This window comes from Bacillus sp. FSL K6-1012 (genome assembly GCF_037964915.1).
Lineage (GTDB): Bacteria > Bacillota > Bacilli > Bacillales > Bacillaceae > Bacillus > Bacillus halotolerans.
The window spans coordinates 3,813,197-3,833,184 of sequence record NZ_CP150175.1 but is presented as its reverse complement, the minus strand read 5'-3'; the positions used below and the strand labels follow the sequence as shown (position 1 = coordinate 3,833,184).

24 protein-coding genes are annotated in these 19,988 nt (G+C 44.5%); 23 read left to right on the top strand and 1 reads right to left on the bottom strand.

Annotated features, from left to right (window positions below):
• Position 1: 1 nt before the first annotated feature.
• From NSS75_RS19875 to NSS75_RS19810, 14 genes are all read left to right on the top strand, one after another.
• Positions 2-454, top strand: a complete 453-nt coding sequence (locus tag NSS75_RS19875) for a low molecular weight protein arginine phosphatase (protein ID WP_095712813.1) — start codon at positions 2-4, stop codon at positions 452-454.
• 157 nt (positions 455-611) lie between these two features.
• Entirely contained in the window at positions 612-1,061 is a 450-nt protein-coding gene (rpiB, locus tag NSS75_RS19870) for a ribose 5-phosphate isomerase B (RefSeq protein ID WP_024123169.1), read from the top strand.
• Between the two features lie 12 nt (positions 1,062-1,073).
• The gene (locus NSS75_RS19865; RefSeq protein WP_024123168.1) at positions 1,074-1,616 is read left to right on the top strand and encodes a TIGR01440 family protein; all 543 of its coding nucleotides are present in this window, start codon (positions 1,074-1,076) and stop codon (positions 1,614-1,616) included.
• Positions 1,617-1,824: 208 nt separating this feature from the next.
• Positions 1,825-3,072: a serine hydroxymethyltransferase gene (gene glyA / locus NSS75_RS19860; protein ID WP_044159736.1), complete on the top strand. Its 1,248-nt coding sequence runs from the start codon at positions 1,825-1,827 to the stop codon at positions 3,070-3,072.
• 134 nt (positions 3,073-3,206) lie between these two features.
• Entirely contained in the window at positions 3,207-3,836 is a 630-nt protein-coding gene (gene upp, locus NSS75_RS19855; RefSeq protein WP_103671878.1) for a uracil phosphoribosyltransferase, read from the top strand.
• A gap of 420 nt (positions 3,837-4,256) precedes the next feature.
• Positions 4,257-4,640, top strand: coding sequence for an ATP synthase subunit I (gene atpI / locus NSS75_RS19850; RefSeq protein WP_010332235.1), 384 nt, complete (start codon positions 4,257-4,259; stop codon positions 4,638-4,640).
• Between the two features lie 7 nt (positions 4,641-4,647).
• Positions 4,648-5,382 carry a F0F1 ATP synthase subunit A gene (gene atpB / locus NSS75_RS19845; protein WP_024123167.1) on the top strand — a complete coding sequence of 245 codons (735 nt, stop codon included), beginning with the start codon at positions 4,648-4,650 and terminating at the stop codon, positions 5,380-5,382.
• Between the two features lie 45 nt (positions 5,383-5,427).
• A complete protein-coding gene (gene atpE, locus NSS75_RS19840; protein ID WP_003151167.1) occupies positions 5,428-5,640 on the top strand; it encodes a F0F1 ATP synthase subunit C in 213 nt (70 codons plus the stop codon).
• A 162-nt stretch (positions 5,641-5,802) separates the two neighbouring features.
• Complete coding sequence (atpF, locus tag NSS75_RS19835) at positions 5,803-6,315, top strand: F0F1 ATP synthase subunit B (RefSeq protein ID WP_024123166.1); 513 nt, start codon at positions 5,803-5,805, stop codon at positions 6,313-6,315.
• Complete coding sequence (locus tag NSS75_RS19830) at positions 6,312-6,857, top strand: F0F1 ATP synthase subunit delta (protein ID WP_101859817.1); 546 nt, start codon at positions 6,312-6,314, stop codon at positions 6,855-6,857. Before atpF ends, NSS75_RS19830 begins: the two co-directional genes overlap by 4 nt.
• A gap of 16 nt (positions 6,858-6,873) precedes the next feature.
• Positions 6,874-8,382 carry a F0F1 ATP synthase subunit alpha gene (atpA, locus tag NSS75_RS19825; protein WP_044159727.1) on the top strand — a complete coding sequence of 503 codons (1,509 nt, stop codon included), beginning with the start codon at positions 6,874-6,876 and terminating at the stop codon, positions 8,380-8,382.
• A gap of 76 nt (positions 8,383-8,458) precedes the next feature.
• Positions 8,459-9,319, top strand: coding sequence for an ATP synthase F1 subunit gamma (gene atpG / locus NSS75_RS19820; protein WP_010332230.1), 861 nt, complete (start codon positions 8,459-8,461; stop codon positions 9,317-9,319).
• A 25-nt stretch (positions 9,320-9,344) separates the two neighbouring features.
• Positions 9,345-10,766: a F0F1 ATP synthase subunit beta gene (atpD, locus tag NSS75_RS19815; RefSeq protein ID WP_339234616.1), complete on the top strand. Its 1,422-nt coding sequence runs from the start codon at positions 9,345-9,347 to the stop codon at positions 10,764-10,766.
• Positions 10,767-10,789: 23 nt separating this feature from the next.
• Entirely contained in the window at positions 10,790-11,188 is a 399-nt protein-coding gene (locus tag NSS75_RS19810) for a F0F1 ATP synthase subunit epsilon (RefSeq protein WP_010332228.1), read from the top strand.
• 34 nt (positions 11,189-11,222) lie between these two features.
• Here the strand turns inward: NSS75_RS19810 and NSS75_RS19805 are convergent, their stop codons facing one another.
• On the bottom strand, positions 11,223-11,696 hold the full coding sequence (locus NSS75_RS19805) for a hypothetical protein (protein ID WP_044159725.1): 474 nt from the start codon (positions 11,694-11,696) through the stop codon (positions 11,223-11,225).
• Positions 11,697-11,873: 177 nt separating this feature from the next.
• On the opposite strand from NSS75_RS19805, the gene NSS75_RS19800 reads away from it, so the two are divergent.
• The 9 genes from NSS75_RS19800 (at position 11,874) to moaA (ending at position 19,842) form a co-directional block, all read left to right on the top strand.
• Complete coding sequence (locus tag NSS75_RS19800) at positions 11,874-12,104, top strand: DUF1146 family protein (RefSeq protein ID WP_024123158.1); 231 nt, start codon at positions 11,874-11,876, stop codon at positions 12,102-12,104.
• A 142-nt stretch (positions 12,105-12,246) separates the two neighbouring features.
• A complete protein-coding gene (locus NSS75_RS19795; protein WP_024123157.1) occupies positions 12,247-12,987 on the top strand; it encodes a YwmB family TATA-box binding protein in 741 nt (246 codons plus the stop codon).
• Positions 12,988-13,020: 33 nt separating this feature from the next.
• The gene (gene murA / locus NSS75_RS19790) at positions 13,021-14,331 is read left to right on the top strand and encodes a UDP-N-acetylglucosamine 1-carboxyvinyltransferase (protein WP_024123156.1); all 1,311 of its coding nucleotides are present in this window, start codon (positions 13,021-13,023) and stop codon (positions 14,329-14,331) included.
• Positions 14,332-14,524: 193 nt separating this feature from the next.
• Entirely contained in the window at positions 14,525-15,556 is a 1,032-nt protein-coding gene (gene spoIID, locus NSS75_RS19785; protein ID WP_024123155.1) for a stage II sporulation protein D, read from the top strand.
• A gap of 424 nt (positions 15,557-15,980) precedes the next feature.
• Complete coding sequence (locus NSS75_RS19780) at positions 15,981-16,664, top strand: VWA domain-containing protein (protein WP_101859818.1); 684 nt, start codon at positions 15,981-15,983, stop codon at positions 16,662-16,664.
• Between the two features lie 322 nt (positions 16,665-16,986).
• The gene (locus NSS75_RS19775) at positions 16,987-17,661 is read left to right on the top strand and encodes a VWA domain-containing protein (protein ID WP_101859853.1); all 675 of its coding nucleotides are present in this window, start codon (positions 16,987-16,989) and stop codon (positions 17,659-17,661) included.
• A 90-nt stretch (positions 17,662-17,751) separates the two neighbouring features.
• Complete coding sequence (locus NSS75_RS19770; RefSeq protein ID WP_010332220.1) at positions 17,752-17,913, top strand: hypothetical protein; 162 nt, start codon at positions 17,752-17,754, stop codon at positions 17,911-17,913.
• 100 nt (positions 17,914-18,013) lie between these two features.
• Entirely contained in the window at positions 18,014-18,820 is an 807-nt protein-coding gene (fdhD, locus tag NSS75_RS19765) for a formate dehydrogenase accessory sulfurtransferase FdhD (RefSeq protein WP_024123152.1), read from the top strand.
• Entirely contained in the window at positions 18,817-19,842 is a 1,026-nt protein-coding gene (moaA, locus tag NSS75_RS19760; RefSeq protein WP_095712818.1) for a GTP 3',8-cyclase MoaA, read from the top strand. The genes fdhD and moaA overlap by 4 nt, the downstream gene beginning before the upstream one ends.
• Positions 19,843-19,988 lie beyond the last annotated feature (146 nt).

Genomic DNA, 19,988 nt, shown 5'->3' with positions numbered 1-19,988 from the left:
CATGAACATCATTTTTGTCTGTACTGGAAATACGTGCCGCAGTCCAATGGCTGAGGCGCTTTTTAAATCAATTGCAGAAGCGGAAGGGCTGGATGTCAGCGTCCGCTCGGCAGGCGTATTTGCCTCACCTAACGGGAAAGCGTCGCCTCACGCGGTCGAAGCGCTTTTTGAAAAGCGCATTGCCCTTAATCATGTTTCTTCGCCATTAACTGAAGCACATATGGAATCGGCAGATTTGGTTCTGGCAATGACCCACCAGCACAAACAGGTTATCATCAGCCAATTCGAACGTTATCGTGATAAAGTGTTTACGCTAAAAGAATATGTGACAGGCAGCCGGGGCGATATTATAGACCCGTTTGGCGGCTCTATTGAGATCTACAAAAAAACGAGAGATGAGCTTGAAGAGCTTCTTCAGCAGCTGGCAGAACGATTGAAAAATGACGGCAAATAACTTGTCACAGAATCTGCAGACAGGTCATTTGCAAATCCTGCGTGAAGGAGTAGAATATAGTGAAAAGCACATCGATATGGTGTGAATCAATGAGCGGACAGGCTGCGCGGTCAACAAAGCGGGCGGGCCGCATCACACACGCTGGGAGGATAAGCTGATGAAAGTAGCCATAGCATCGGATCATGGCGGCGTTCACATTCGAAACGAAATCAAAGATCTAATGGACGAATTGCAAATTGAATATGTTGATATGGGCTGTGACTGCGGCAGCGGATCTGTCGATTATCCGGACTATGCTTTTCCGGTGGCCGAGAAAGTAGTAAACGGTGAAGTGGACAGAGGCATTTTAATTTGCGGGACAGGCATTGGCATGAGCATTTCCGCCAATAAAGTCAAAGGCATCCGCTGTGCGCTGGCACATGATACATTTAGTGCAAAGGCGACGAGAGAACATAACGATACTAATATCCTCGCGATGGGCGAGCGGGTGATTGGACCCGGTTTGGCACGTGAAATTGCGAAAATCTGGCTGACCACTGAATTTACTGGCGGAAGACATCAAACCCGCATCGGAAAAATCTCGGACTATGAAGAGAAAAACCTGTAGGGGTGCTGCTCAATGAGTGAAATCACACAAACGTGGAAGACGATGCTGTCAGAGTTTCAGGACAAAGCGGGATTGAAAGAAAATCAGCTCTTTGTCCTTGGTTGCAGCACAAGCGAAGTGGCTGGCAGCCATATCGGCACATCGGGCAGTACAGACATCGCGGAAAGCATCTACAGCGGACTTGCAGAGCTGAAGGAAAAAACGGGAATCCATCTCGCGTTTCAATGCTGCGAGCATCTAAACAGAGCGCTTGTAGTGGAGGAAGAAACGGCCGAGCTGTTCAGGCTTCCGGCCGTTTCCGCTGTACCTGTTCCAAAAGCGGGCGGGGCGATGGCTTCTTATGCGTTTAAGCAAATGAAGTCTCCTGTTCTGGTAGAAACCATTCAGGCAGATGCCGGAATAGATATAGGCGACACGTTTATCGGCATGCACTTAAAGCCGGTTGCTGTTCCTGTACGCATTTCTCAGAACAGTCTCGGTGCTGCCCATGTGACATTGGCGCGCACACGGCCAAAGCTGATCGGCGGAATGCGGGCAGTTTATGAGTGTGAATGAGAAAGGACTGCATGGGCCAGTCTTTTCTTTAATTTTCGCGGCTGAAATAAATTCCGAACTTTAAATTAAATTTAAGTTATAAATATTCGTTTTTGCCAATAAAATTTTCGTTTTTTTGAAAATAATCTTTTACATCGGCCTAAAAAACCATGTACAATAGTGGTGGTAAAAACAAAGAACAGGATACGGATAGGAGAGGATCTCGCTGATGAAACATTTACCTGCGCAAGACGAACAGGTGTTTAACGCCATTAAAAATGAGCGTGAACGCCAACAGACTAAGATCGAATTGATTGCTTCTGAAAACTTTGTAAGTGAAGCGGTTATGGAAGCACAAGGTTCTGTTTTAACAAACAAATACGCTGAAGGATATCCTGGCAAACGCTATTATGGCGGATGTGAGCACGTCGATGTCGTTGAAGATATCGCTCGTGACCGCGCGAAGGAAATCTTTGGAGCGGAGCATGTAAACGTTCAGCCTCATTCAGGCGCACAAGCAAACATGGCTGTCTATTTCACGATTTTGGAACAAGGCGATACTGTACTTGGGATGAACCTCTCCCACGGCGGTCATTTAACACACGGAAGTCCAGTTAACTTCAGCGGTGTTCAATATAACTTTGTTGAGTACGGCGTAGATAAAGAAACTCAACATATTGATTACGATGACGTGCGTGAAAAAGCCCTCGCTCACAAGCCTAAGCTAATCGTGGCAGGAGCAAGTGCGTATCCTCGTACAATCGACTTTAAGAAATTCCGTGAAATTGCTGATGAAGTCGGCGCTTACTTTATGGTGGATATGGCGCATATCGCAGGACTTGTTGCGGCAGGCCTTCATCCAAACCCGGTTCCTTACGCTGATTTCGTTACAACAACGACACATAAAACACTTCGCGGACCTCGCGGCGGTATGATCCTTTGCCGTGAAGAGTTCGGCAAGAAAATTGATAAGTCCATCTTCCCTGGCATTCAAGGCGGCCCGCTGATGCATGTAATTGCCGCAAAAGCTGTTTCATTCGGCGAAGTATTGCGTGATGATTTCAAAACGTACGCACAAAACGTGATTTCAAACGCGAAGCGTCTTGCAGAATCATTAACAAAAGAGGGCATTCAGCTCGTTTCCGGCGGAACTGACAACCACCTCATCCTGGTTGATCTTCGTTCTCTCGGACTGACAGGTAAGGTTGCAGAGCATGTGCTTGATGAAATCGGGATTACATCAAACAAAAACGCGATTCCATACGATCCTGAAAAACCGTTCGTAACAAGCGGTATTCGTCTCGGAACAGCTGCTGTGACAAGCCGCGGTTTTGACGGAGAGGCATTGGATGAAGTCGGTGCCATCATTGCGCTTGCACTGAAAAACCACGAAGATGAAGGAAAACTTGAAGAAGCAAGACAGCGTGTAGCTGCTCTGACTGGCAAGTTCCCTCTATATAAAGAATTAGATTACTAAGATTGAAAAACCCGCCCGGGCTTATGCCCGGCGGGTTTTTTGACGATGTCCTTGAAACTCAATGTCTTTTTTTGTAGAATCAATAGAAGTGTGAAATTGTCGATGGGACAATAAAAAAGGAGCTGAAACACAGTATGGGAAAGGTTTATGTATTTGATCATCCTTTAATTCAGCACAAGCTGACATATATTCGGAATGTAGAGACAGGCACGAAGGATTTTAGAGAGCTTGTAGACGAAGTAGCCACGCTTATGGCGTTTGAAATTACCCGTGATCTCCCTCTAGAGGAAGTGGATATCAACACACCGGTTCAGACTGCGAGATCGAAAGTCATCTCAGGGAAAAAACTCGGGGTTGTTCCTATTCTCAGAGCAGGTTTAGGAATGGTTGAAGGCATCTTGAAACTGATCCCTGCGGCAAAAGTGGGACATGTCGGTCTGTACCGTGATCCTGAAACCTTAAAACCCGTGGAATACTATGTGAAGCTTCCTTCTGATGTGGAAGAGCGTGAATTCATCGTGGTTGACCCGATGCTGGCCACAGGCGGTTCCGCGGTTGAAGCGATTAACAGCCTGAAAAAACGCGGTGCGAAAAACATCCGTTTCATGTGTCTTGTAGCTGCGCCTGAAGGTGTGGAAGAATTGCAGAAGCATCATTCTGACGTGGATATTTACATAGCGGCGCTTGATGAAAAATTAAATGAAAAAGGTTATATCGTTCCGGGTCTTGGAGACGCAGGAGACCGGATGTTCGGAACAAAATAAAAAAGAAAACCCGCCAACGGGTTTTCTTTTTTATTATCCAGTTATTTGCTATTCGGTGAATCTCTATACAATTATAGGTGAAAATGTGAACATTCTGTGGAGGCTTACAGTATAAAAAGTTTTTTAACTTTAAACAGATTGACACATGTTAGGGGCTATTGTATGCTAAACGAGGGTATTATGAGAAGGTTTTCATAGCTTTCATTATAGTCCTCATCCCCAATGTAAATCCTCCCAGAAAACCCGTTTTATGAGGATTTATTCAAGCGAATGAAACAGCATCCCTGCAAGGCTTGCGGATGAATGATTTTTTCGAACAGGCCCGTTTTGCCGGACAAAAAAGGTCTTCTACTAGGGTTAACCGCTGATTTTGCCGTATCCAAGAAATACATTATTTTTTCATCAGGAGACAGATAGTTGATGGACGATCCCAAGCTACAATTTAGCAGACAACGAAAATATCTATTGTTCATTTTGGCAGCGTATGTACTGGGTTATGGTTTAACAGCGTATAAAACCGTTTTTTTAGGCCTTATTCTGGGAACTGTTTTCAGTTTGTTTAATTTTTTACTGCTCGTCAGAAGAATGAATGCTTTTGACAGGGCCGTTGCGAAAGGCAAGTCCATACGATCCCTTGGGAGCGCAGCGCGGTGGTGCAATGCGATTCTTGCTGCGGCTGTCGCCTATAAATATCCCGAGCATTTTCATATGGCAAGTACAGTTATTGGATTAATGACAATTTATCCTGTCATTATGATAGATTCCTTTATCCAGCTTAAACGTTCATCAATGGAAGAGAGGTGAAAACCCTTTGAATCATGAATACAGAACTATTGAATTTCTAGGACTTACTTTTAATCTGACAAACATTCTGATGATTACTGTGGCGAGTGTGATCGTGTTATTGATTGCCATCCTTACCACAAGAACGCTTTCGATCCGTCCCGGAAAAGCCCAGAACTTTATGGAATGGATTGTTGATTTTGTCCGCAATATTATCGGCAGTACAATGGATTTGAAAACAGGGGCTAACTTCTTGGCACTTGGTGTCACATTGCTGATGTACATATTTGTGTCGAATATGCTGGGGCTGCCGTTCTCTGTCACAATCGGACATGAGCTCTGGTGGAAATCTCCGACAGCCGATCCTGCCATTACATTAACGCTTGCCGTAATGGTCGTCGCTTTAACCCATTATTATGGTGTAAAGATGAAAGGGCTCAAGGAATATTCCAAGGAGTATTTAAGACCTGTTCCGTTCATGCTCCCGATGAAAATCATAGAAGAGTTTGCGAATACGCTGACTCTCGGTTTGCGGCTTTATGGTAACATCTTCGCCGGTGAGATTCTTCTCGGCCTGCTTGCGGGATTAGCGACAAGCTTCTATTCGCAAAGCGTGGTTCTCGGACTTGTCGGTACAATCGGTGCCATTCTGCCGATGCTGGCATGGCAGGCATTCAGTTTATTTATAGGTGCCATCCAGGCGTTTATCTTTACGATGCTGACGATGGTGTACATGTCTCATAAAATCAGTAATGATCATTAAAACATTATATCCAAACGGATAACATTTTAAAGGAGGAACTTTTTCATGAATTTAATAGCAGCTGCGATTGCAATTGGTTTAGGCGCACTTGGTGCAGGTATTGGTAACGGTTTGATTGTTTCACGTACGGTAGAGGGGATTGCCCGTCAGCCGGAGGCAGGTAAAGAACTTAGAACTCTTATGTTCATGGGTATCGCATTAGTTGAGGCCCTTCCTATTATCGCTGTCGTTATCGCATTCTTAGCGTTCTTTGGCTAAGCATAAAAGCCTTATATGAACTAAAAATGGCGAAGATCATTCCAAGAGAACCTTCGCCATTGCTTTATGTCTGATAAGCATCCCGCCTTGCCGGCTGAAAAGAGACAAGTGCGGCTGCTGGATCAGCAAAGAAAAACCTGCAGAAGGGAGTTGCCGTAGTAGATGTCTCAATTACCACTTGAACTAGGACTGTCGTTTAACGGCGGAGATATCCTGTTCCAACTGTTAGCTATGTTAATTTTATTAGCGCTTCTGAAGAAATACGCTTTAGGGCCGCTATTAAACATAATGAAACAGCGTGAAGATCATATCGCTGGAGAAATTACGTCTGCTGAAGAAAAAAATAAAGAAGCGCAGCAGCTTATTGATGAGCAGCGCGCTATGTTAAAAGAAGCAAGACAGGAATCCCAAACGCTTATCGAGAACGCGAAGAAACTGGGAGAGAACCAAAAAGAAGAGATTATTCAGGCTGCGCGTGCAGAATCTGAACGTCTGAAAGAAGCAGCCAGAACTGAAATCGTGAAGGAAAAAGAACAGGCGGTTTCTGCTCTCCGTGAGCAAGTAGCGTCTCTTTCTGTCATGATTGCGTCGAAAGTGATCGAAAAAGAACTGGATGAACAGGCTCAAGAGAAATTGATCCAGGACTATCTTAAAGAGGTAGGAGAAAGCCGATGAGTGGATCAGCTGTCTCTAAACGATATGCATCAGCTCTTTTTGATATTGCCAATGAGTCCTCTCAGCTCAATCAGGTAGAAGAAGAGCTAAAAGTTGTAAAAGAAGTATTTCAAAATGAAAAAGCGCTAAATGATGTGTTAAACCATCCGAAGGTGCCGGGCACTAAGAAAAAAGAACTCATCCAAAACGCTTTTGGATCTTTATCACAGTCCGTGCTCCATACGATTTTTCTTTTGATTGACCGTCATCGGGCATCAATTGTGCCTGATCTCACAGATGAGTTTGTGAAACTCGCAAACGAGGCCCGTCAAACAGAAGACGCGATTGTATATTCAGTTAAACCGCTGACGGATGCGGAAATTTCATCATTATCACAAGTGTTTGCAAAAAAAGCCGGAGTCGCTTCACTGAGAATCAGAAATGAAGTGCAGACGGATTTAATAGGCGGCATTAAAGTCCGCATTGGAAACCGGATTTTTGACGGCAGCGTAAGCGGAAAGCTTCAGCGCATTGAACGTCAACTTGCCGGGGAAAATCGATAGAAGGGGTGAAACCTAAGTGAGCATCAAAGCTGAAGAGATTAGCACGCTGATAAAACAGCAAATACAAAATTATCAATCTGAAATTGAAGTTCATGACGTAGGTACAGTCATCCAAGTCGGTGACGGTATCGCTCGTGTACACGGTCTTGACAACTGTATGGCCGGTGAACTTGTTGAATTTTCAAACGGCGTTTTGGGTATGGCTCAAAACCTTGAAGAATCAAACGTAGGTATCGTTATCTTAGGACCTTACACAGAGATCCGTGAAGGGGACGAAGTAAAAAGAACAGGCCGCATCATGGAGGTTCCTGTCGGTGAAGAATTAATCGGCCGTATTGTGAACCCGTTAGGTCAGCCGGTGGACGGACTTGGCCCGATCCTCACAAGCAAAACACGTCCGATCGAAAGCCAGGCACCTGGTGTTATGGATCGTAAATCCGTTCATGAACCGCTTCAAACTGGTATTAAAGCAATTGATGCACTGATTCCGATCGGACGCGGCCAGCGTGAGCTGATCATCGGTGACCGTCAAACAGGTAAAACATCTGTTGCGATCGATTCGATCTTAAACCAAAAAGACCAAGACATGATCTGCGTATATGTAGCGATCGGTCAAAAAGAATCTACAGTCCGCGGCGTAGTAGAAACATTGCGTAAGCACGGCGCGCTTGATTATACAATTGTTGTAACGGCGTCTGCGTCACAGCCGGCACCGCTTCTGTACCTTGCTCCGTATGCAGGGGTTACAATGGCAGAAGAATTTATGTACAATGGCAAGCACGTTCTTGTTGTATACGATGATCTTTCTAAACAAGCGGCTGCTTACCGTGAGCTGTCCTTGCTTCTTCGCCGTCCGCCAGGCCGTGAAGCGTTCCCGGGGGATGTATTCTATCTTCATTCCCGTCTGCTTGAGCGTGCAGCAAAGCTTAGCGACGCGAAAGGCGCAGGATCAATTACAGCTCTGCCGTTCGTAGAAACTCAAGCCGGAGATATCTCAGCGTATATCCCGACAAACGTTATTTCCATCACCGACGGACAGATCTTCCTGCAATCTGATTTGTTCTTCTCAGGCGTACGCCCAGCGATCAACGCCGGATTGTCTGTATCACGTGTCGGCGGTTCCGCGCAAATCAAAGCGATGAAAAAAGTATCAGGAACATTGCGTCTTGATCTTGCATCATACCGTGAGCTGGAAGCATTCGCTCAATTCGGATCTGACCTCGACCAAGCGACTCAGGCGAAACTGAACCGCGGTGCGCGTACAGTTGAAGTGCTGAAGCAGGATCTGAACAAGCCGCTTCCGGTTGAAAAACAGGTAGCCATTCTTTATGCGCTGACAAAAGGATATCTTGATGATATTCCTGTAGCGGACATCAGACGTTTTGAAGAAGAGTACTACATGTACCTTGACCAAAACCATAAAGAGCTGCTTGACGGAATTGCAAAAACAGGGAACCTTCCTGCTGATGAAGACTTCGCAGCTGCAATCGAAGGCTTCAAACGCACATTTGCACCAAGCAACTAACTCGAATGCTGATGAGAGAAAAAGGTTCTCTTTTTCTCTCTTTTTACGCAAATGAAGAGAAAAGGTGGTGAAATCTTTGGCCTCATTACGCGATATTAAGTCAAGGATCACGTCAACGAAAAAAACGAGCCAGATTACAAAAGCCATGCAGATGGTATCTGCAGCTAAGCTGAATCGTGCTGAAAACAATGCAAAATCATTTGTGCCATATATGGATAAGATCCAAGAGGTTGTATCAAATGTCGGAAAAGTATCCGGCAGCGCGAAACATCCGATGCTTCTCAGCAGAGAAGTGAAAAAGACGGCATACCTCGTCATTACATCTGACCGCGGTCTTGCTGGCGCTTTTAACAGTTCGGTTTTACGAAGTGCTTATCAGGCCATTCAAGAACGTCATCAGTCTAAGGATGAGTATGCAGTGATCGTTATCGGACGAGTGGGCCGTGATTTCTTTAAAAAACGCGACATTCCGATCATTTCTGAGTTAACAGGACTTGGAGACGAAGTGTCGTTTTCAGAAATTAAGGACCTTGCCCGTCAAACGATTCAAATGTTTATAGACGGTGCATTTGATGAATTGCACCTTGTATATAACCATTATGTCAGCGCCATTTCTCAAGAAGTGACAGAGAAAAAACTTCTGCCGCTATCTGATTTGGGCGGCGGTGGAAAAAGAACGGCGTCTTATGAATTTGAACCGTCTGAAGAGGAGGTTCTGGAGGTTTTGCTTCCTCAATACGCAGAAAGCTTAATCTTCGGTGCGCTTCTTGACAGTAAAGCAAGTGAACACGCTGCAAGAATGACGGCGATGAAAAACGCGACAGACAATGCGAAGGATCTTATCGATTCACTTTCGCTTTCTTACAACCGCGCTCGCCAAGCAGCGATCACACAAGAAATTACGGAAATTGTCGGCGGAGCAGCCGCTTTAGAATAGAAAGATTTTGTCAGGAGGGATAGCGATGAAGAAAGGACGCGTTAGCCAGGTATTAGGACCAGTTGTCGACGTACGTTTTGAAGACGGTCACTTACCTGAAATATATAATGCGATTAAAATTTCACAGCCGACTGGAAGTGAAAACGAAGTAGGTATTGATTTGACGCTTGAGGTCGCTCTTCATTTAGGCGATGACACAGTCCGTACAATCGCAATGGCATCTACGGATGGTGTTCAGCGCGGAATGGAAGCTGTCGATATGGGAGCGCCGATTTCAGTTCCGGTTGGTAATGTGACACTCGGCCGTGTATTTAACGTACTCGGAGAAAATATTGATTTAAATGAGCCGGTTCCTGCGGATGCGAAGAAAGACCCGATTCACAGACAGGCTCCTTCATTTGATCAGCTTTCAACAGAAGTTGAAATCCTTGAAACAGGAATTAAAGTTGTTGACTTGCTTGCTCCATACATCAAGGGCGGTAAGATCGGATTGTTCGGCGGTGCCGGTGTAGGTAAAACCGTATTAATCCAGGAATTGATCAACAACATCGCGCAAGAGCACGGCGGTATCTCTGTATTCGCCGGCGTAGGAGAGCGTACTCGTGAAGGGAACGACCTTTTCTACGAGATGAGCGATTCTGGCGTAATCAACAAAACAGCCATGGTATTCGGACAAATGAACGAGCCGCCGGGCGCACGTATGCGTGTTGCACTGACAGGTCTTACAATGGCTGAGCATTTCCGTGATGAGCAAGGACAGGACGTACTGTTCTTCATCGATAACATCTTCCGTTTCACACAAGCGGGTTCAGAGGTTTCTGCCCTTCTCGGCCGTATGCCTTCTGCGGTTGGTTATCAGCCGACGCTTGCAACTGAAATGGGTCAGCTTCAAGAGCGTATCACGTCTACAAACGTTGGATCCGTTACATCTATCCAGGCGATCTACGTGCCTGCCGATGACTACACTGACCCGGCGCCGGCAACGACGTTCGCTCACTTGGATGCGACAACAAACCTTGAGCGTAAGTTAACTGAGATGGGTATCTACCCTGCGGTTGATCCGTTGGCTTCTACATCACGCGCCCTTGCTCCAGAAATCGTTGGAGAAGAGCATTATGCGGTAGCCCGTGAAGTTCAATCAACGCTTCAGCGATACAAAGAGCTTCAGGATATCATTGCGATTCTCGGTATGGATGAATTGAGTGACGAAGATAAACTTGTCGTTCAACGCGCACGCCGCATTCAGTTCTTCCTTTCTCAAAACTTCCACGTGGCTGAACAGTTCACTGGACAAAAAGGTTCTTACGTGCCTGTAAAAGAAACGGTTCAAGGTTTCAAAGAAATCTTAGCCGGCAAATACGACCATCTTCCTGAAGATGCGTTCCGTCTTGTAGGCCGTATCGAAGAAGTTATTGAGAAAGCAAAAGAAATGGGTGTAGAAGTTTAAACTGGTCCTAGGAGGGTAAAAGCATGAAGACCGTTCAAGTCAATATCGTTACTCCCGACGGCCCAGTATACGATGCGAATATCGAAATGGTGAGTGTGAGAGCCGAAAGCGGCGATCTCGGTATTTTGCCAGGTCATATTCCAACCGTGGCTCCTCTTAAAATCGGCGCTGTTCGTCTGAAAAAAGACGGACAGACTGAATTGGTTGCCGTCAGCGGCGGATTTATAGAAGTTCGTCCTGATCAGGTGACCATCCTTGCCCAAACTGCTGAGACAGCGGAAGGCATCGATAAAGAGCGCGCAGAAGCTGCACGTCAGCGGGCGCAGGAGCGTTTGAATTCTCAATCAGATGATACTGACATTCGTCGGGCTGAGCTTGCATTACAGCGGGCTTTGAACAGATTGGATGTAGCAGGGAAATAATAAAAAAATCCTTCTCTTCATGAGAAGGATTTTTTTATGACTGCACAAGAGAATCAAACAGTGACAGCAGCGGCTGACTCTCTTTTTGACGCAAGTATAAACGGTCACAGCAATTCACGGTATGCCATGATTTACGGTGTCTTCTAAAGCCCATTGTATAAGCCCCGTCTGTATACGGATAAGGCTTTACGATCCATTCGGCATCTTCGTGATGGGCAATCACACAATCTATAAGATAAACACTGATCATCTTCTCAAATTCTTCAATAGGAAGATTCCAATCAGCAAGCAAAAGCTCTTGTATGCTTTGAAAATAAAGATGTTCAAGTTCTTCGAGGCTTTCTCTCGTTTGGGTGAGAGAAATGTTATAAAACTGACACAATTCATTCAGTTCTTCAATCTGTGACTGTCTATAATCATAATAGAATGCAATTGCTTCCCATTCCTGCTCAAATACAGGCAAGTCCTCACCATATTGCTTTTCAGGCTGAAAAAATGAATGATTCATAATTGCCAGCTCCTTTCCAAAAAAGTATACCATGCAAAAGAGCCGCTGTTTAAGCGGGGATTAGCCCTAGTTTTGGATGAATATTCCGTTCCGTATAAAATGTATCATCTTTATCTCTTCTTCTTATATAATAAGAAAGGGTATAAAGCGGAGAATGGATGAAAGGAGTGCGTATAGATGAGCGTATTGGGACAGCAGGCTGCAATTGGCATTATCGTTCACTTGATTTTTATCGCGGTCACTTGGTGGGCGCTTCAAGCCGTCAATATTGATCCGTTAATCAGAAAAGGCAAAGTCCTGCAGGCAAGACTTCTAATGATTTTGCTGACCATTGCAATCGGAACGACTGTCGGAAACTTCTTTTTGGATTACCTTAATTATTCACAGCAGCTTCCCTATTTATTTTGATAGGTTTTGATTGCCGAAAACATGGGAATGGCTGGGGAAGCGGGTTAAATCGCTTCCTGTAATCACGCGAGTTTTGACGAAGAATTCCACGTATGGCACCCCTTGCCTCCGGTAAAACTGGAGATTAGGGGGAGAGATCATAATGAAGAAAAAACAAGTAAGCTATGCTATTATTGTATCTGTTGTATTAAGTTTCGTCATTGCTGTTTTCCATACGATTCATGCGAGTGAGTTAACGCCATTAGCACAAATTGCAGAGGGAATGGAACGCCAGAATGTGTCAATTGATAAGTGGACTTTGCATGCAAAACAAAATATGTCTCTGACCGAAAAAGAATTTTATCAAAAAGTGCAACGTTTAAAATCAGAGTATCGTCAATATAATTGGGCACTTGCACAGGAAGACCAAATAGTAAAGGCCATTGGCACGTATACTGACAAAAAAAATCATACTTCTTTTAAACTGCAGCTTGTCACAACCCTCAAAAAACACAACCCAACTTCGTATTTATTATATGAGCAAATGAGTCTTGAGACACCGATTAGCTGGAATGATACATATGAACAGTTTGAACGGCAGGCACTCGGGATATTCCAAGAAAAAGTAGTTATTTTTACTTGTCTAAATGGTCATTTAGATGATAATATGGATATTGTTTTGCAAAAAAAAGCAAATCAGTTATTAAATGAATTTCAAGCAAGATCTGTTGAACATGTAGTTGAGCCAAGTTTCGTTTCTATTTCTGCGTATACAGATGAGTGGAAAGAGTCTATCATGACCTCAGAACATAAAATGAATTTGCAAATTGCACTTAGAAGTGCAGGAATGGGCGGAAAACATATCGTTACGGTTGGCACACCAATCGTTACGACTGAATATTAATATAGAGAATTTAGGGACGCGGAGGGGAATACCTTGGAAAAAATCATCGTCCGCGGCGGTCAAAAGTTAAACGGCACAGTCAAAGTTGAAGGCGCTAAAAATGCCGTTTTACCAGTTATCGCTGCATCTTTATTAGCAAGTGAAGAAAAAAGCGTAATTTGTGATGTACCTACGCTCTCCGATGTATATACAATTAATGAAGTGTTGCGTCATTTAGGAGCAGATGTGCATTTTGAGAATAATGAAGTCACTGTAAATGCTTCATACGCTTTGCAAACTGAAGCACCTTTTGAATATGTGCGTAAAATGCGTGCGTCTGTGCTTGTCATGGGACCGCTTCTTGCGCGTACAGGTCATGCAAGAGTAGCGCTTCCGGGCGGATGCGCAATTGGATCTAGACCAATAGACCAGCATTTAAAAGGTTTTGAAGCAATGGGCGCAGAAATTAAAGTCGGTAATGGCTTCATTGAAGCTGAAGTAAAAGGCCGTCTGCAAGGCGCGAAAATCTATCTGGATTTCCCAAGTGTGGGAGCAACAGAAAACCTGATTATGGCAGCTGCTTTAGCTGAAGGGACAACAACGCTTGAGAACGTGGCGAAAGAGCCTGAAATCGTTGATTTAGCAAACTATATCAACGGCATGGGCGGAAAAATCCGCGGAGCGGGCACCGGCACCATTAAAATTGAAGGAGTCGACAAGCTTCACGGCGTAAGACACCATATTATACCTGACCGTATTGAAGCGGGCACATTCATGGTTGCCGCTGCAATCACTGAAGGAAATGTTTTAGTTAAAGGAGCGGTTCCTGAACACCTCACTTCTTTAATCGCAAAAATGGAAGAGATGGGTGTTACGATTAAGGATGAAGGAGAAGGCCTTCGTGTGATCGGTCCGAAAGAACTGAAACCGATCGACATTAAAACAATGCCTCACCCTGGATTCCCGACTGATATGCAGTCACAAATGATGGCGCTTCTGCTTCGTGCAAGCGGCACAAGCATGATTACGGAAACTGTTTTTGAAAACCGTTTTATGCATGCGGAAGAATTCCGCCGTATGAATGGTGATATCAAGATTGAAGGTCGTTCTGTGATTATTAACGGCCCTGTACAGCTTCAAGGAGCTGAAGTTGCAGCTACTGACTTGCGTGCAGGCGCAGCGTTGATTCTTGCGGGGTTAGTGGCTGAAGGTCATACACGTGTTACTGAACTGAAACACTTAGACCGCGGTTATGTTGATTTCCATCAGAAGCTTGCCGGTCTTGGCGCAGACATCGAACGTGTAAACGATGAGTCTGCTTCTGAGCAAGAAAGCAAAGAAGTTGTCTCAGACTTAAACGCATAAAGGATTGAAAATCAGTATGTCATTCTGGCATACTGGTTTTTTATTTTTAGTGTATTATCATCATTATGCGCAAAATAGCAAAAAAGAATACGTAAATGACAAATAAAGTTTCTGTCCAAAAGGAGAGTCATATTAGCTTGTCCCTGCCCATAGACTAGACTAGAGTCGAATCCCGAGCAGGAGGCAGCTGAATATGAAACAATTCGCAATCACACTATCCGTACTATGTGCATTGATTCTCTTGGTCCCCACACTCTTAGTGATCCCGTTTCAGCATAATAAAGAAGCCGGGGCCAGAGGAGAATCAGGAAAGACAGCAGTCAACACGATACAAGAATCAAAAGGAGCGGAAACATTGAAAGCATCGCCTGTTTCTATTCCAGTCTATCGAACCGCCAATCAATCCGTAGAAGATATTCCGCTTGAAGAGTATGTCATCGGAGTCGTCGCCTCCGAAATGCCGGCTACCTTTGAACCTGAAGCGCTGAAGGCACAGGCTCTCGCCGCAAGAACGTTTATTGTCAGACTGATGGTTTCAAATTCTGCAGTAGAGGCCCCTAAAGGCTCGCTGGTGGATGATACTCAGATGTTCCAGGTGTACAAAAGCAAAGCGGAGCTGAAGAATCAGTGGGGCGCAGATTATGAAGCAAAGCTGAAAAAAATCACAGATGCGGTTGCCAGTACGCAAGGCAAAATCTTAACGTACAACAACCAGCCGATTGAAGCCTCCTTTTTCTCCACAAGCAACGGTTATACAGAAAATGCGGAAGCATATTGGACAAGTGCCATTCCTTATTTAAAAAGCGTCAAAAGCTCTTGGGATAAAAAGTCTCCGAAGTATAAGGCCACCAAAACCTTTACAGTGGCGCAATTTGAACAAAAGCTTGGCGTCCAGCTGAATGGGTCAAATACAGTCGGAAAAATTACCGGAGAGACACCGGGCCATCAGGTGGCAACAGCCGTCATTAACGGCAAGACGCTGAAAGGAAGGGACATACGCGAAAAGCTAGGCCTCAATTCAGCTGATTTTGAATGGAAACGAAACGGAGACACCATTACCATTACCACAAAAGGCTTTGGACACGGTGTGGGAATGAGCCAGTATGGAGCCAATTTTATGGCGAAAGAGGGCAAAACAGTTGATGAGATTGTGAAGTACTATTATCAAGGAACACAGGTTTCAACCGCCGATTCGTTTTTAAATAAATATATGGCGAAGAAATAAAAAGACGCTTCATAAAGCGTCTTTTTTGCCGTTTTTAAGCGTATATTCTGTTCCTAAGTCTATTTTTATGTAAGAGCGGTTAAAGACCTTCTAAAGGCCTCCTGCGTATTTTATAGCCTATATGATGATGAGGGAATCAGTTCCTTTTTCATATTTGCTGACACTGAGATTGTGGTAAAGTAATCCACATTGATCGACAGACTTCGACAGACTCATATAACGAAAGGCGAAAGGCTGACAATCATGATTTTTCATTTTGCTGTTAGGCGGAAATCACTAATAAAAACAAAGGTTTCTATGCAAAAGTAAACAGCGGCAATGGGGAAGCCCGCCCTATTTATTTCTCTGTTTTTGTCGATTACGATTAGTTATGTTCAGCGTTGAACATCTGCACGCAGAAACAAACTTGAAAAGGGGCACGAACATGAAGAAAAGATTTTCACTGATCATGATGACAGGATTGCTATTTGGACTGACGTCACCTGCTTTTGCTGCTGAAAAAACAGAACCGAAGGCTGAAGCTCCGGCAAACGTGGCGGTTTTGCTTGATGCCAGCGGAAGCATGGCGAAAAGAATAGACGGTGTATCTAAATTTAATTCAGCCAAAAAAGAAGTTTCAAAGTTTGCAAGCTCACTGCCTGCGGACACTCAAGTGAAAATGAGTGTGTTTGGTTCAGAAGGAAACAATAAGAATTCCGGAAAAGTTCAATCATGCGAAGCCATTCGCAACGTATACGGCTTCCAAAGCTTTAACGAACAGAGCTTCCTCAATTCTCTTAACACAATCGGGCCGACTGGCTGGACACCGATCGCAAAAGCGCTGAACGAGGCAAAATCTTCTTTCGATCAGCTTGATGCAAAAGGAGAAAAAGTCGTTTACCTGCTAACAGACGGTGAGGAAACATGCGGCGGCAATCCGATCAAAACAGCAAAAGAACTTCATAAAGACAACATCACAGTAAATGTCATTGGATTTGACTATAAAGAAGGGTATAAAGGCCAGCTGAACGCAATTGCTAAAGTCGGCGGCGGAGAATATTTCCCTGCTTATACGCAAAAAGATGTTGAGAAAATTTTCACTCAGCAATCACTGATGTTATCTAAATAAGAAAAAAAGAGGCTGAAAGGTCAGCCTCTTTTTTGTTTTTAACAAAACGTTCAAAAGTAAGCAGCTGCCCGCCTGTAGCATAGTAGCAGATTTCAGCTTTTCTCTCCTGATCACGGAGAAGAAAGAATGAATGGTGTCACATTCTTTCTATATTTTTTGGGTGAAAATGGCTAAAAAATATTGAGGTTTCCGGTGATTTTGAATAGAAAGTGAAAGGGAGATAAAAGGCAGCTTGCCCTATATCATTTTGTGGTTTCATATTCTAGCATAAAGAAGAATCCAACAAATGGTTGGAAAATATGATAAAGAAAGGAAGTTAAACATGAAAAAATTACTGACTGCCGGTATTATTGGACTGTTGACTGTCTCCTTTGCGTCCCCGTCTTTTGCCGCTGAGAAAAAAGCCGACACGAATGTAGCTGTCCTGTTTGATGGAAGCGGAAGTATGGTTCAAAAAACAGGAGGAGAACGAAAAATAGACATTGCCAAAAAATCAGTAAAGTCTTTTGCCGAGCTGCTTCCTGAGGATACAAATCTGATGCTTCGCGTCTTTGGACATGCGGGAAACAATAAACTTTCCGGAAAGGCTCTTTCATGCAGCACAACAGAAACGATTTACGGCCTTCATCCATATGAAGGAACGCTCTTTGACCATTCATTAAGCGGCATCAAACCGACCGGCTGGACGCCAATTGCCAAAGCGCTTTCTGATACAAGAAAAGAATTTGAAGCGTTTGATGCAGACGGGAAAAACGTGGTGTATTTAATCACTGACGGTGAAGAAACATGCGGCGGAAATCCTGCTGATGAAATTGAAAAGCTTCGTGAAGCGAATGTAGATACGATTGTAAATATTATCGGCTTCAACTTTGATGTGAAAGGAAACGCAGAAATGAAACAGGCGGCTGTTGCTGGCGGCGGAGAATATATTTCAGCTGACAGCGCGGAAGAATTCGAGCAGGCCTGGGAAAAAGAAGCACAAAAATTTACTGAGTAACCGAATGAAAAGGCGCTCCCCCAGGCGCCTTTTTCTATTGGTTTAAAAACAGGGCCGGCGGGAATGATACCCGTAAAAGGGGTGGAAAACATGAGATTGTTAGGACTGATATTTCTTATAGCCGCCGTGGTTTTCATATTGCTCGGTGTTTTTCTGAAACTGGCAGCTTTCTTTTTTGTCAGCATGCTCACTTTGATCGCAGCTCTTGTGCTGTTTATGATCCTGAAAAAGAATCAGCATAACCAAACGTAGAGTCCTTTAGAATGGGCTCTTTTTTTTATAACAGGATTCGACAAAATCTGAGGAGTGTGAAAAAATATAAAGGCAGGAACATTGCGGAGGGGAAGAGACATTGAACGATAAAGTAACTGCGGTCAGGGAGATATGGCGTTATGAACAAGGGGAAATGAGCAGGCAAACCGACCGGATGGTGACAGAATATCCGTTGACGGTGATGGTGAACGGCAGTGAGTTTGTCACGCTCGTTTGCACGCCGGAGCATATCAAAGAGCTTGTCATCGGATTTCTCGCATCTGAGGGTGTTATTCGATTTCAAAAAGAGATTAAAAGGTTTACAATAGATGAAAGTCTCGGTTTTGTGTATGTCGATCTCATTCATCCTGAGACATTGAATCAACAGGAATATACGAAACGGGTGATCGGCTCGTGCTGCGGAAAGGGCCGCCATTTTTATTTTCAGCAGGATGTCAAAACCGCCAAGACGGCTGTCAGTCAAATGAAGATTTCGCCTGAAACTTGTTTGGCGCTTATGAAGGATATGCAAAAAGAAAGCGGGACGTTTCAGGAGACGGGAGGCGTACATAATGCGGCGCTTTGCGATACGGAGAAAGTGCTTTTGATGCGCACAGATATCGGCCGTCACAACGCGCTTGATAAATTATACGGACATTGTCTGCTGAATGGGATGTCTGTTCGCGATAAACTGATTGTCTTCAGCGGCAGAATCTCATCAGAAGTGCTGTTAAAAGCGGCAAAAATCGGCGTGTCGATTGTGATTTCAAAATCGGCCCCGACAGAGCTTGCGATTCAAATGGCAGAAGAATTAAATATTACAGCGATCGGTTTTGTGAGAAACGGATCTTTTAATGTATATACACATCCCGAGAGAATTGGGGGACAGGAGGGGCTGCAGCAATGAATACAGAATCTCGCCAGATGTTAGATAAAAGGAACAGACCGCTCAGAGACCTTCGCATTTCTGTTACAGACCGCTGCAACTTCCGATGCACGTACTGTATGCCCGCCGAATTATTCGGCCCGGATTATCCTTTTTTAAAGAAAGAGGAGCTGCTTTCATTTGAGGAATTGGAACGGCTTGCGGCGCTGTTTGTCACCAGGTTCGGAGTGGAAAAAATCCGCTTGACCGGCGGAGAGCCGCTCATGAGAAAGGACATGCCCGAATTAATTAAAAAACTGGCCCGTATTCCAGGTTTACGTGATATTGCGATGACGACAAACGGGTCGCTGCTGCCTGTTTATGCCGACAAGCTCAAAGAAGCCGGTTTAAAACGGGTGACCATCAGCCTTGATTCATTAGAGGACGAACGCTTTAAAATGATCAACGGGCGAGGGGTTTCTGTCAGCAAGGTGCTTGAAGGCATTGAAGCGGCGAAACAAGCAGGGCTCGGCGTTAAAATCAACATGGTCGTCCAAAGGGGCGTCAATGAAAAAGATATCCTGCCTATGGCGCGCTATTTTAAAGAAAAAGGGCATATCTTGAGATTCATCGAATTTATGGACGTCGGCAACACCAACCAATGGGAAAAGAAAGACGTCATGACAAAGGCGGAAATCATTGATGTAATCAATGAACACATGCCGGTTGAACCGATCGCGCCTAACTATAAAGGGGAAGTTGCTTCAAGGTTTCGCTACTTGGACGGATCTGGCGAAATCGGCGTGATTTCTTCTGTATCTGATGCGTTCTGCGGCTCGTGTAACAGGGCACGCCTGTCTGCGCGCGGTGAGTTGTTTACTTGCCTGTTCGCTTCAAGCGGATATGACCTCAGAGCGCCGGTTCGGCAGGGATTAAGTGATGGCGAGCTGACAGCGATGATCGGCACAGTGTGGAAGAATCGGATAGACCAATATTCAGTTGACCGGACTCTTTCAAAAACAGCGGGCAAAAAGAAAGTGGAAATGTCTTATATTGGCGGTTAATATGATAAAAGCTTATCGGCTAAGTCCGGTAAGCTTTTTTTGTGTCAAAAACTGTAATGCGCCAAAAAGTGCAAAAAATCCAATCAGAAACCGAAAAATATAAGGATAGGCAAAAAGAAGGAATCACTGGAAGAAATTTTAATTCT